We start from the raw sequence: 13,099 nt of genomic DNA on the forward strand, positions 1-13,099 counted from the left end.
GGTTCCCCCTTATACTTGTTTTTGCAAATAGCTGACCAATTGATCAATTGATACTTCTTGCTGTTCGCCAGATTCCATATTCTTTACGTTTACAACTTGTTTTGCTAGCTCATCTTCACCTAGAACAACAACAAATTTTGCTTGTACACGATCAGCTGCTTTGAACTGAGCTTTCATTTTTTTATCTTGATAATCTTTATCAGCTACAAAGCCTGCGCGTCGAAGCGTATTTACAATTGAAACGGATTTTTCTTTTGCTTCATCGCCCATGGTTACTACATAGCAATCTACGCCTGTTTCTACCGGAAGCTCAATTCCTTCTGCTTCCAATGCAGATAATAAGCGTTCGATACTTAAAGCGAATCCGATACCCGGTGTTTCAGGTCCGCCGATTTCTTGAATCAGCCCATTATAACGGCCTCCGCCACAAAGAGTTGTAATGGCGCCAAATCCTTCTGCTTCACTCATTAGTTCAAATGCTGTGTGATTATAATAATCTAACCCGCGTACTAGCGTCGGATCTACAACATAGTCAATGTCTAAATCGGTTAAGTACTGCTGTACTTTTTCAAAATATTCTTTTGAATAGTCGTTTAAATAATCAAGAATAGACGGCGCTGTAGCCATCAGCTCATGGTCACGATCTTTTTTACAGTCTAAAATACGAAGAGGATTTTTCTCCAATCTGCTTTGGCAGTCGCTGCAAAACTCTCCAATGCGAGGTGCAAAGTGGTCAATAAGCGCTTGACGGTGAGCTTGACGACTTTCTGTATCTCCTAAACTGTTAACAACCAACTTTAATTTTTTCAATCCAAGCGATTGGTAAAAGCTCATTAACAGGGCAAGAACTTCAGCATCAATAGCTGGATCATTTACCCCTAATGCTTCTACGCCAAACTGAACGAATTGACGGAAACGTCCCGCTTGAGGTCGTTCATAGCGAAACATAGGACCAATATAAAACAGCTTTGTTGGCTGCGTTGGATTTCCAAACATCTTATTTGAAACAAATGATCGTCCAACTGCAGCTGTTCCTTCTGGACGAAGCGTTAAGCTGCGGTCACCTCGATCTTTAAATGTGTACATTTCTTTTTGCACGATATCTGTTGTTTCTCCCACTCCGCGCAAAAATAATTCAGTGTGTTCAAACATTGGTGTACGAATTTCTTGGTAGTTGAACGCACGGCAGATTTCTCTTGCTCGCTGTTCAACAAACTGCCAATATTCTACTTTGCCCGGTAAAATATCTTGTGTGCCTCTAGGTATTTGAACTGACATAACGTGATATGCCTCCTATTTTTAAAATTTACAATACAAAAAAACTCTCGCCTCTACTATTTTTCCATAGTAGGGACGAGAGTTAATCTCACGTGGTACCACCCTAATTGAAACATATGACATGTTTCCACTCATTTCGTTAACGCACGAACACGTTCATCTCCTACTAAGTTTCCCTTTTCAGAGTGAAGCCTCCTGAGTGTTCTTTCATAAAGTCATCATGTAGAAATGCTTTCAGCCTAAGACATTTCCTCTCTAGCCATGTGTCATCTTTACTACTTTTCTCGATCTTTGGCTTATCAATATAAAAATGTTATACATTCATTTTAATTTAGCAATTGCTTTCTATATTACGAATGAAATGAGCAGTTGTCAAGCACCTTTCATGTTAAGAGCGGTCTAATTGTTTTCTTAGTTTCTGAATATCTCGAAGCGTTAAACCAAATTCAGAAGCCAATTCAAGGGATGAAGCTTCACTTTCTCTGTCAATAAAATCATGAAAATGAATGCCAAATACCGGATTTACCTGCTGAAATGATTGTTCACCTTTTTCACTAAACTTCATCGTTTCTTCCTCCCTGCCTACACTTACTTATCCTTTTATTAGCATTGCCCAAAAAAGATGTTTTTACATAAGAGAAAGGATTTTTTTTATTTTCATCGAATACTCTATTTTGTTATAAAAAGGAGGTCTATCTATTCGCCATCTAAACATGAAGTCTGTATCTGTTTTGGCTGCAAGTATCCTTTTATTACTGTGCTCTTCCTCATTTGAGCGCCAAAATGTACCGGTCCATCAACCCATTATTGTAACAGCTGACTCTCTTCATGTACGGAGCGGTCCAGGACGTTCATTTTCAATTACAAATAAATTGACGAAGAATACAAGACTATCCGTTTCAGACCGTCAAGGAGATTGGTATTATGTAGAAAGCTCGGATATTCAAGGATGGGTGTTTAAAAAATTCACGAAAACCGTAGCGCTTCGCAGCGTTCAGCCTAGCATGCAGGTAGCGCAGCGTGAGCCTGTTTATACGCTGAGTAAAAGCTTGCGGCACCTAAAGGGCAAAACAATTATTATTGATGCAGGCCATGGAGGAAAAGACAAAGGAGCCATCGGCACACAGGGCACATATGAAAAAGACCTCACTCTCCGAACAGCACTTATTTTACAAAACAAACTTCAAAAAGAAGGCGCACACGTCATTTTAACCCGCACCCATGATGAGTACCTTCTACTTTCACAGCGCACGCTGCAATCGACTAAAGCAGATGCTTTTATAAGCATTCACTACAACAGTACGAACAGCTCACAGCTAACTGGCCTTATGACGTATTATTACCATCAGCATCAGGACAGTCCACTCACACATTCTATTCATCAGTCCCTTATTAATCATGCAAAATTGAAAGACAAAGGAGAACGTTTTGGAAACTATTATGTTCTTCGCGAAAATACACGTCCGAGTACATTAATTGAACTGGGCTTTTTAAGCAACGAACGGGAAGAAACGTATATTAATTCCATCAGTTATCAGCAAATGATTACGTCCGCTATCGCTGAAGGATTAAATCACTACTTTCAAAGCAAAGAAAAAACGCAGACTCATCTGTGAGCCTGCGTTTTTTCTTTGCTTTCTACAATAAGCGTGACCGGTCCGTCATTTGTAAATGATACGTCCATCATTTCACCAAATGCGCCGGTTTCTACTCGAACATTTTTTTCTGATAATACTTTATTAAAATAGTTGTAAAGCGTTACAGCATGATCTGGCCTAGCAGCTCCCATAAAGTTTGGTCTTCTGCCTTTTCGGCAATCTCCGTACAGCGTAAATTGAGATACCGATAAAATTTCTCCTTCTACATCTAGAAGCGACAAATTCATTTTGCCAGACTCATCATCAAACACTCGCAAATTCACAATTTTATCCGCTACATACTCTGCATCAGCTTCAGTATCGTCATGGGTAATGCCCACTAAAAGCATATATCCGTGCTTAGTCTCACCGACCGTCTCACCTGCAACAGTTACTTTTGCATTCCTTGCTCTTTGTACGACTACTCTCATCTATAACGACCTTTCTTAATGCATAATTCGGCGAACTGAATAAATGTCTCGAAGCTGCTTAATGCGCTCAACCACTTTATGAAGGTGACTGATGTTATGAATAGAAATTGACATATGAATCGTAGCCATTTTGTTTCGGTCCGATTTTCCTGAAACGGCTGAAATATTCGTTTTAGTCTCGTTTACAACCTGCAGAACTTCATTTAGTAAGCCTCTGCGGTCGTATCCGGAAATTTCAATTTCCACGTTAAACTCTTTGCCTTCTTTAATATGTGTTTCCCACTCTACAGGAATAAGGCGGCTTTCAGCATCATCTGTGTGAACGTTTAAACAATCTGCTCTATGAACAGATACTCCTCGCCCCTTTGTAATAAAACCAACAATCTCATCTCCAGGAACTGGATTACAGCATTTAGACAAGCGAATCAGCATGTTCTCTACACCCGGTACGATAACTCCGGAATCTTTTCGTTTATGCTGGCGAACACGCTTAGCCGCAGTATCGCGTGCAATATCATCAATTTGGATCTCTTGTTCTTGATCGCGCTGCTTTCTCCACTTCTCGGTTAAACGATTAGCTACTTGAGCCGCAGTTAATCCGTTATACCCAATAGCTGCATACATATCATCTTCGTTTGAGAAATTAAACTTCTCCGCTACTCGTTTGATATTATCAGCTGTTAATACTTCTTTTAAGTCAAACTCCATTTGACGAATTTCTTTTTCAACCAGCTCTTTGCCTTTTTCAATATTTTCATCGCGGCTTTGCTTTTTAAAGAATTGGCGAATTTTATTTTTGGCTTGAGACGTTTGAGCAAGCTTTAACCAGTCCTTGCTTGGACCATACGAATGCTTAGACGTCAAAATTTCGATAATGTCCCCCGTTTTCAAACGGTAATCAAGCGTAACCATCTTGCCGTTGACTTTTGCTCCAATGGTTTTATTTCCGATTTCAGAATGAATACGATAGGAAAAATCAATTGGAACAGAACCCGAAGGAAGCTCAATGACGTCGCCTTTTGGCGTAAAAATGTAAACCATGTCAGAAAACAAATCAACTTTTAGAGATTCCATAAACTCTTCTGCATCGTTTGCGTCATTTTGAAATTCTAAAATTTCTCTAAACCACGTCAACTTTTCTTCAAATGAAGCATGCTCAGCTGTTTTTCCCTCTTTGTAAGCCCAGTGAGCAGCAATTCCATACTCAGCAATTTGGTGCATGTCAAACGTTCGAATTTGAACTTCTAACGGATCACCTTTTGGTCCGATAACCGTCGTATGAAGAGACTGGTACATATTTTGTTTTGGCATTGCAATATAATCTTTGAAACGTCCTGGCATTGGCTTCCAGCACGTGTGAATAATTCCTAACACCGCATAGCAGTCTTTAATGCTATTTACAATAATGCGCACAGCTAGTAAATCGTAAATTTCATTAAACTGCTTGTTTTGCAGTGCCATTTTACGATAGATGGAATAAATATGTTTTGGACGTCCTGAAATTTCAACTTTAATCGACACTTCATCTACTTGCTCTCGAACTTCATCAATAACTTCAGCCAAATACTGCTCGCGTTCCGCACGCTTTTTCTTCATCAAATTTACAATACGATAATACTGCTGAGGATTTAAGTAACGTAAAGCTGTATCTTCAAGCTCCCACTTAATTTTTGAAATACCAAGACGATGAGCAAGAGGAGCAAAAATTTCAAGCGTTTCATTTGAAATGCGTCGCTGTTTTTCCTGCGGTAAATGCTTTAGCGTACGCATGTTATGAAGACGATCCGCAAGTTTGATCAGTATGACTCGAATATCTTGAGCCATTGCTACAAACATCTTGCGGTGATTTTCAGCCTGCTGCTCTTCTTTAGACTTATATTTAATTTTTCCCAGTTTCGTTACGCCGTCTACTAACATTGCTACTTCTTCATTAAAAGCTTTTTCTAAATCTTTTAGTGTTATCTCTGTATCTTCAACCACATCATGTAGAAATCCAGCTGCAATTGTTGCTGGATCCATATCTAGATCAACTAAAATTCCTGCGACTTGAATCGGGTGGATAATATATGGTTCACCCGACTTGCGATATTGTTCTTTGTGAGCTTCTTTTGCAAAATCATATGCTTTTTGTACAAAAGCCACGTCTTCTTCATTTAAATATCGCTTCGTATTGTCAATGACCTGTTCCGCTGTTAGGACTTGCTCATTTGCCATGAAATCACCTTTTATCAACTAGCATTTTTAATTCATATTGTAACTATTATCTTGAAAAAATCCAAGGATGTAAAGCCTTTGCGTTTAATTTATCAAATTTACATCATTTCCATTTTACGTATTAACGTTTTTTAACGAAAAAAGAGCACCTGTATCAGGTACTCTTTTTTATGTGATCGTTCTTCTTAATACGTCATTAATGTGAATACATCGTAACCGTCTAGTTTGTCCCGGCCGTCAAGGTAAGAAAGTTCAATTAAGAACGCAGCTCCAACAACAATTCCACCTAATTCTTCGACAAGCTTAATTGTCGCTTCAATTGTACCGCCTGTTGCTAATAAATCATCTGTAATCAACACGCGCTGACCTGGCTTAATTGCATCTTTGTGAATCGTTAATACGTCTTTACCGTATTCTAAACCGTAATCTACTTTGATTACTTCACGCGGTAATTTTCCTTCTTTACGAACAGGTGCAAAACCGATACCTAACGCATATGCTACTGGACAACCAACGATAAATCCGCGAGCTTCTGGCCCTACAATAATATCAACTTGTTTATCATTCGCATATTTTACAATCTCATCCGTTGCGGCACGGTATGCATCACCATTGTCCATTAATGTTGAGATATCTTTAAATGTAATACCTGGTTTTGGCCAGTCAGGTACAATTGTAATATAATCTTTAAAATTCATTCTAATGTTGCCTCCTCATTCAATCGAACGCTTAAAAATATCTTGAAATTGATTCTTAAGCTGTACATATGACGTATAAATAAAGTTTTTTTCTATTTCAATCTGCTGCTGCTTTTGGCGATAAGTCGCAGATTCTATTAAATCACGTTTCGCAGAATTTTTCACTAACGAAATTAAGCCATTGTTTATTGTAACAAATTCTAACTCAAAAAACACCTTTGCCATAAAATCAATCGTTTCTTTTGACCAGCCCTTATGAATCGCTAAATCTTCTTTGTAGCGTTTTAAATCAAATGGACCCTTTTTCGCTAAAAAGCCGTAAAACCATTTAAAATGATCGCGAGTTGGGATTGTATCAAAATAATGGTCTTCTTCCGTTAAGAAAATAGCGTATATTCTAGAAGGGATACCTTGGACAAACAAACATTCAAGCCATTTCTGTGAAGGAGGCAAATCTAATAAAACGATCTGTTCCCCTGCAAACATACATGCTTTTGCCTGTTCTTCATCTTGAATAAGAACAACATGCTCCATCGGCACCAGCGACTTGTATTTATCAATTGTTGAAGCGTGAAAAGCAACAACTTTCATTTGATCCGTAAATACCTGCTGAAAGAAACGTTTTACATCAACTGCACTGCGATAATCAAACATCTGCCATTCATCTACAGAAATATCTTCCACCATCAGCTGCGGCTTGCGCATATTATTCCACTCATTAATAGATAGTTCACCTACTAATGATACTTTAGCTATAGGAGATACTTCATCTAATATATAGCCTAACCCAAATCCTACTGCATCAACCGATACACCGCTGTCTTCAAATACGAGTTTTAAATGATTTTTATTAGCACCAATTTTTCGCATAGATGTTGTATGAACATCTTTAATGAGAACTTTTGGCTTCGGGTTATGCATACCAAATGGAGCAAGCGCACTCATTTGTTCAATGTTTTCCAGCGTAATTTCCTCTGTTGTGCATACTGTATCAACTGATGTAATTGGAATAAAATCCTGTTCGGTTAACACGTTGCTTGCTTGTTCATTAAGACGTCTGCGCAGCTCTTCTACATCATCGCTGTTTAATGTCATGCCGGCTGCCATTGGATGCCCTCCAAAATGCGGCAAAATGTCACGGCACTTAGATAAGTTCGCGAATAAGTCAAAACCTTCGATACTTCTTGCTGAACCTTTGGCAATACGGTTTTCAGAGTCAATACTTAGTACAATTGTTGGTCTATAGAATTTTTCTACGAGCCTAGAAGCGACAATTCCAACAACGCCTGCATTCCATTCTTCTCCCTCTACAATAAGAACGCTGTTTTCATCTGGAGGATACATACTCTCAACAAATTCAACGGCTTCCTCTGTAATATCGTTTACGATTTGCTGCCTTTCCTTGTTTAACGCATCAATTTCTTTAGCTAAGCCTTTTGCCTCTTCAGCATTTGTCGTCATAAGCAAATGAACAGCTGGATCGGCATCTTGAAGACGTCCTACTGCATTAATGCGAGGAGCCATCGCAAATCCAATTGTATCCTCATTAATTTCTTCACGTTTTACTCCACATACGCTCAGTAGCGCTTCAATTCCGGTGCGCTTCGTGAGCTTGAGATAATCAAGACCTTTGCGAGCAATTAAGCGGTTTTCGTCGACTAAAGGAACTAAGTCAGCAATCGTCCCAATTACTGCTAGTTCTAACAAATGTTCCGGAAGCTCCCCTAACAGCGCATGAGCGAGTTTAAAAGCCACTCCTACACCTGCCAGTTCTTTAAATGGATATGTACTTCCCGGCAGCTTTGGATGAATAATTGCATAAGCATCCGGTAAAACCGGCCCCGGCTCGTGGTGATCGGTAATAATTAAATCAAAATTTAATTCACGTGCATACGCAGTTTCTTCGACTGCCGAAATACCTGTGTCTACCGTAATCACCAGCTGATAGCCGCCTGCGCTTATTTTATCAAATGCCGCCTTATTCGGCCCATAACCTTCTGTAAAGCGATTAGGAATATAAAAATCAACATCAGCGCCAAGCTGCTGTAAAGCAGATAACATAACAGAAGTGCTGCTGACGCCGTCAGCATCGTAATCTCCATAGATCATAATTTTTTCATTATGATCAATTGCCTGCTGAATGCGAGCTACTGCTTTGTCCATATCGTGCAATAAAAACGGATCGTGGAACGTTTGTGCATCAACGTGTAAAAACTCACGTGCCGCTTCTACTGTTGTCATGCCTCTATTAAGTAATAACGAAGCTACTAGAGGTGTAATATTGAGGTTTTCTACAAATTCATTAACAAGTTGTTCATCACATTCTTGAACATTCCAACGTTTTTTTGACTGTAACATGTCTCTTCACCCCTTAACCCACATTATTATACTAGAGTGGATGAAATGGAGCAACGAAAGAAAATAAGCACATTTTTCTGACAGTACGGCTTGAATTTTAACGCACAAAAAAACGTGCGAACACTTCGCACGTTTTTGAATTATTTGCTTTCTACTTCTTTTTGTTCCTCACGCTTCAACTGTTTTCCTTTCCACACAAGCCATAGCTGAGCAGCAATAAACACAGATGAATATGCACCAAGGATTAAGCCTACTAACAGGGCAATTGAGAAGTTTTGAATCGATTCACTTCCGAATAGAAGAAGTGCTACAACTGCAATTACAACTGTTAACACGGTGTTCATTGAACGAGTAAACGTTTCACGCAAACTTAGATTTACGATAAACGCCAAATCGTCAAACGATTTGGATTTAAATTTCTGCATATTTTCACGAATGCGGTCAAACGTAACGATCGTATCGTTAATTGAGTAACCAACAATCGTCAAGATAGCAGCAATAAACGTTAAATCAACCTCTAACTTCGTTAAACTAAAGACCGTAACGATAAAGAACGCATCATGCAACAGGGCAAGCACGGCTGCAAGCGCCATGTAAAATTCAAATCGAATCGTTACATAAATGATAATTCCGATTGAAGCAATTACAATCGCCATCATTGCATTTTTCGCCAGTTCTTTTCCTACTGTCGGTGAAACGGTGCTTACATTTGGTTCAGAACCGTATTTATCTTTAAAGTGATCTTTTAAATTGGCAATTTCTTTTTTATTCAAGACCCCAACTACACGTACGACACCCGTATCATTACTTTTCCCTGTAATAACTACGTCATCTGTTTTGATATCGAGAGACTTCATTTCGCGCTGTATCTCAGCCTGCGTAACGGTATGATTTGCCGGAATCTCTATGCGAGTTCCGCTCGTAAAGTCAATACCGAGGTTCAGCCTGAACACAGCAACCGAGATAATACCGATAATCACAAGCACGCTTGAGAACGTGAAAAATGCTTTACGGTATTTAACAAAGTCAATTTTATCCCACGCTGTAGGTAAAACGGTTGTGCCGTCATCTTTGCTTAAATCGTGAATTTGCTCTTTCTTCACGCCAAAGTAGCCTGGTTTTTTATCAAACCAGCGGCTGTTTACTAAAAGACTCATTAGTAAACGAGTTCCATAAACAGCAGTTACAAAACTTAGCACAATCCCGATCATTAACGTTGTGGCAAATCCTTTTACTGAACTTTGACCATAAAAGAATAATACAAGAGCCGCTAACATCGTTGTAATATTGGCATCAAAAATGGTCGCAAGTGAACGACGATTCCCTGCCCGGTAAGCCGATATAACAGACCTTCCTGTTTTCAGTTCATCTTTAATCCGCTCGTAGGTAATGATATTCGCATCTACTGCCATACCTACACCGAGAATAAGAGCCGCAATACCTGGAAGCGTCATAACCACGTGCATCCAGTCAAATACCACTAAGTTTAAGTAGATATAAAAACTGAGTGTAATAACGGCAATAAGCCCCGGTAAACGATAGAAAAACAGCATGTAAAGGAAGATAATTCCGATGCCGATAATACCCGCTAATATAGTCGTATGAAGAGCTTCTTCTCCAAACTGTGCTCCAACGGATGTAGAGTATAACTCATCTAATTTAACCGGCAGCGACCCGGCATTTAGCAATTCCGCCAGCTGCGTTGCACTTTTCACTGTGAAGTTGCCACCTGAAATCTCAACATCTGGCTGTGTTAACACGCTGCTAACAGAGGCTGCAGATAGATACTTCGGATTTTGTTTTGTCGCTTCTTTTTGGTACGAGTCTTTTCCTTCTTCATAATCCAGCCAAATGACAATTAAATTGTTAGGTGCTGGTTTTTGAGAAAGCTCTCGCGTGATCTTTTCAAATTTTTTCGCATTTTTTAACTTTAGTGAGACGCTAGGCTGATTGCTTTGGTCAAACGATTGCTTTGCTCCGCCTTGCGCTAAGTCTGTACCATCCATCAGCACCTTATCGTTCACGTCACGGAACGTTAAGTTTGCTTGAGTTGATAACAGATCCCTGGCTTGCTTTTGATTCGTGACACCAGCTAGCTGAACGCGGATGCGGTCGTTTCCTTCAATTTGAATGCTGGGCTCACTAACTCCCAGTACATCGACACGTTGACGGAGCGCTTCAACCGTGCTGTTAAGTGCCTTTTTGTCAATGACATCGCCTTTTTTAGCTGGACTGACTTTATATAAAATTTCAAATCCACCTTGAAGGTCGAGGCCAAGTTTAATATCTTTTGTAATTCCAGTCATCGTTGTTCCGATTGTACTAAACACAAGCAGTACTAAGAGGAAAAAGGCAACGATACGTCCTCTTTTAACCATCGACAGAAAATCCTCCTTCTTATGTAAAAAACATGAAATGATAACAATAGATAAATGACCAATCTAATTATCATTCATAACCTAATGTCTGTCAAATAAAGACCTTATCAAATTTTAATACATGTATTTTACAAGCTCTACTTTAATAATTCTTTCCAGTCTTCTCCATTATTAACACTTGAGAACATATCAGATTTATAAGATTCAATTGTTACATAACTCATCACCTGCGTGATCTTAACAGATAAAATATCATTTACAACTTGATGGAGAGATAGCTCCCTTTCTTTTTTCCATTTTTTCATTTCTAAATAACTCAATAAATCGTTCTCCGTTACTTCTTCATATCCAAGCATATGAAATTCTTCCATTTTGCTGGATAAGACAGGCTGTATAAGTTCTTTCGAAGCTGAAATAAATGGATGTGTCATATCGATCCTCCTTTCCGTTTGACATTTTGCGTAAAATTTCTTTCTCGTATGAGGAATACTTGTCATGCTTGGACACCGGGGGCGCATATATTCACTGTATAAACCTCAAGAAAGAGTGAGTATATGTCTAAATTTTTACAGGGAACTATTATTTTAATAATTGCTGGCTTAATTACACGTGTACTCGGGTTTGTCAATCGAATTGTGGTGGCTCGAATGATTGGAGACGAAGGTGTGGGACTTTATATGATGGCGGTCCCCACGCTGGTATTAGTAATCACCTTAACACAGCTTGGGCTACCGGTTGCCATATCCAAGTTAGTGGCAGAAGCAGAAGCTTTAGGTGACAGGCATAAAATAAAAAAAATACTTGTCGTCTCTTTAAGTATTACGTGTACGCTGAGCATTTTATTTACGCTCGGACTAATATTATTCGCTCCCGTTGTAGCAAAAACCTTCTTTACAGATTCACGTACGATCTATCCGCTGCTTGCGATTATTCCAGTTATTCCAATCATCGCCGTCTCGTCTGTCATCCGCGGATATTTTCAAGGAAAGCAGCAAATGAAGCCTGCCGCTTATTCTCAAATTATCGAACAAGTCGTGCGCATTACGTTAATTGCCGTATGTACAAAAGCATTTTTGCCTTATGGAATTGAGTACGCTGCGGCTGGAGCTATGCTATCTTCCGTATTTGGAGAACTAGCTTCACTGTTTTATATGGTGTTTATGTTCAAGCGAAAGAAGAAAATAACGGTAAGACGAAAATTTTTTGCTTCTTTACATGCGGGCAAAGACACGTTCTTTGATTTAATGCGAATCGCTCTTCCCACGACAGGAAGCCGCATGATTGGGTCAATTTCTTGGTTTTTAGAACCGATTGTAGTAGCTCAAAGTTTAGCAATTGCAGGAGTAGCGACAGCTGTAGCAACGAAGCAGTACGGAGAATTAACAGGCTTTGCACTCCCTCTCCTGATGCTGCCTTCTTTTGTAACGGTGTCTCTATCCACTTCTTTGGTTCCCGCAATCAGTGAATCTCTTGCACAGAATCAAATGAAACAAATCGAATATCGGCTTCATCAAGCTCTCCGCTTGTCGTTTGTAACAGGCGGACTGGCCGTTGTTGTTCTTTATGTATTTGCTAATCCGGTAATGGAATTGATGTATGGTTCTGACAAAGCTGCTATTTTTGTCAAAGTAATGGCGCCTTTTTTTATCTTTTATTACTTTCAAGGGCCGCTTCAAGCTGTTCTGCAGGCGCTAGACCTTGCAAAAGCCGCCATGATTAACAGTTTTATAGGAGCAGCGGTCAAAACATCTCTTATCTTCTTACTCGCAACTCAGCCCAATTTAGGCATTATGGGAGCTGGCCTTGCGATTGTTGTGGGAATGATGCTTGTCACTCTTTTACACCTGTCTACCGTCATGAAACAAATTACGTATAAGCTTCATGTGTTTGAGTATCTTCGCAGTTTTTCTGTAATGGGAATATCAGGTTTTACCGGACACTTCGCTTATATGAACCTTTTCACTTCCATCCCTTTGAGCTTACGAACCGTTTTATCGATTGCACTTACAAGTTTTGTATACGTACTGTTTTTGCTGCTTTTTAGACTGATAACAAGAGAAGAATTAAACCGTTTTTCTGTTTTACGCTATTTTAAACGAAAATAA

10 protein-coding genes and 1 other annotated feature are annotated in these 13,099 nt (G+C 39.3%); of the genes, 2 read left to right on the top strand and 8 right to left on the bottom strand.

The annotated features are described in order from the left end of the window. Window positions 1-9: 9 nt before the first annotated feature. Together hisS and LAV82_RS04855 are read right to left on the bottom strand one after the other, a co-directional pair. Entirely contained in the window at window positions 10-1,278 is a 1,269-nt protein-coding gene (hisS, locus tag LAV82_RS04850) for a histidine--tRNA ligase (protein WP_016765628.1), read from the bottom strand. A gap of 68 nt (window positions 1,279-1,346) precedes the next feature. Further along, window positions 1,347-1,579, bottom strand: a binding site (T-box leader). An 87-nt stretch (window positions 1,580-1,666) separates the two neighbouring features. Continuing rightward, window positions 1,667-1,843, bottom strand: a complete 177-nt coding sequence (locus LAV82_RS04855; protein WP_013059305.1) for a hypothetical protein — start codon at window positions 1,841-1,843, stop codon at window positions 1,667-1,669. Window positions 1,844-2,009: 166 nt separating this feature from the next. Between LAV82_RS04855 and LAV82_RS04860 the strand changes: the two genes are divergently transcribed. Next, a complete protein-coding gene (locus tag LAV82_RS04860; RefSeq protein WP_375346050.1) occupies window positions 2,010-2,894 on the top strand; it encodes an N-acetylmuramoyl-L-alanine amidase family protein in 885 nt (294 codons plus the stop codon). Here LAV82_RS04860 and dtd read toward each other — a convergent pair. The 6 genes from dtd to LAV82_RS04890 all read right to left on the bottom strand — a co-directional run bounded on the left by dtd (window position 2,885) and on the right by LAV82_RS04890 (window position 11,425). Further along, window positions 2,885-3,346 (bottom strand): D-aminoacyl-tRNA deacylase, encoded by a 462-nt coding sequence (dtd, locus tag LAV82_RS04865; protein ID WP_499715697.1) that lies wholly within the window; start codon window positions 3,344-3,346, stop codon window positions 2,885-2,887. The two genes, LAV82_RS04860 and dtd, sit on opposite strands and share 10 nt — an antisense overlap. 15 nt (window positions 3,347-3,361) lie before the next feature. Further along, window positions 3,362-5,560 carry a RelA/SpoT family protein gene (locus tag LAV82_RS04870; RefSeq protein ID WP_013059308.1) on the bottom strand — a complete coding sequence of 733 codons (2,199 nt, stop codon included), beginning with the start codon at window positions 5,558-5,560 and terminating at the stop codon, window positions 3,362-3,364. Window positions 5,561-5,745: 185 nt separating this feature from the next. Then, entirely contained in the window at window positions 5,746-6,258 is a 513-nt protein-coding gene (locus LAV82_RS04875) for an adenine phosphoribosyltransferase (protein ID WP_013059309.1), read from the bottom strand. Window positions 6,259-6,273: 15 nt separating this feature from the next. After that, a complete protein-coding gene (recJ, locus tag LAV82_RS04880; protein ID WP_499715698.1) occupies window positions 6,274-8,616 on the bottom strand; it encodes a single-stranded-DNA-specific exonuclease RecJ in 2,343 nt (780 codons plus the stop codon). 140 nt (window positions 8,617-8,756) lie between these two features. Further along, window positions 8,757-10,994 (bottom strand): protein translocase subunit SecDF, encoded by a 2,238-nt coding sequence (secDF, locus tag LAV82_RS04885; protein ID WP_499715699.1) that lies wholly within the window; start codon window positions 10,992-10,994, stop codon window positions 8,757-8,759. 137 nt (window positions 10,995-11,131) lie between these two features. Continuing rightward, window positions 11,132-11,425, bottom strand: a complete 294-nt coding sequence (locus tag LAV82_RS04890) for a post-transcriptional regulator (protein WP_013059312.1) — start codon at window positions 11,423-11,425, stop codon at window positions 11,132-11,134. A gap of 123 nt (window positions 11,426-11,548) precedes the next feature. On the opposite strand from LAV82_RS04890, the gene spoVB reads away from it, so the two are divergent. Next, on the top strand, window positions 11,549-13,099 hold the full coding sequence (gene spoVB, locus LAV82_RS04895; RefSeq protein ID WP_029320125.1) for a stage V sporulation protein B: 1,551 nt from the start codon (window positions 11,549-11,551) through the stop codon (window positions 13,097-13,099).

The organism is Bacillus sp. ILBB4 (assembly GCF_035064545.1).
Taxonomy (GTDB): Bacteria; Bacillota; Bacilli; order Bacillales; family Bacillaceae_H; genus Priestia.

What these genes read in the sequence shown, in the direction of transcription:
- LAV82_RS04870 (WP_013059308.1), bottom strand. Translation starts at nt 5,560, where the DNA reads ATGGCAAATGAGCAAGTCCTAACAGCGGAACAGGTCATTGACAATACG.
- dtd (WP_499715697.1), bottom strand. Translation starts at nt 3,346, where the DNA reads ATGAGAGTAGTCGTACAAAGAGCAAGGAATGCAAAAGTAACTGTTGCA.
- LAV82_RS04875 (WP_013059309.1), bottom strand. Translation starts at nt 6,258, where the DNA reads ATGAATTTTAAAGATTATATTACAATTGTACCTGACTGGCCAAAACCA.
- recJ (WP_499715698.1), bottom strand. Translation starts at nt 8,616, where the DNA reads ATGTTACAGTCAAAAAAACGTTGGAATGTTCAAGAATGTGATGAACAA.
- hisS (WP_016765628.1), bottom strand. Translation starts at nt 1,278, where the DNA reads ATGTCAGTTCAAATACCTAGAGGCACACAAGATATTTTACCGGGCAAA.
- secDF (WP_499715699.1), bottom strand. Translation starts at nt 10,994, where the DNA reads ATGGTTAAAAGAGGACGTATCGTTGCCTTTTTCCTCTTAGTACTGCTT.
- LAV82_RS04890 (WP_013059312.1), bottom strand. Translation starts at nt 11,425, where the DNA reads ATGACACATCCATTTATTTCAGCTTCGAAAGAACTTATACAGCCTGTC.
- LAV82_RS04855 (WP_013059305.1), bottom strand. Translation starts at nt 1,843, where the DNA reads ATGAAGTTTAGTGAAAAAGGTGAACAATCATTTCAGCAGGTAAATCCG.
- spoVB (WP_029320125.1), top strand. Translation starts at nt 11,549, where the DNA reads ATGTCTAAATTTTTACAGGGAACTATTATTTTAATAATTGCTGGCTTA.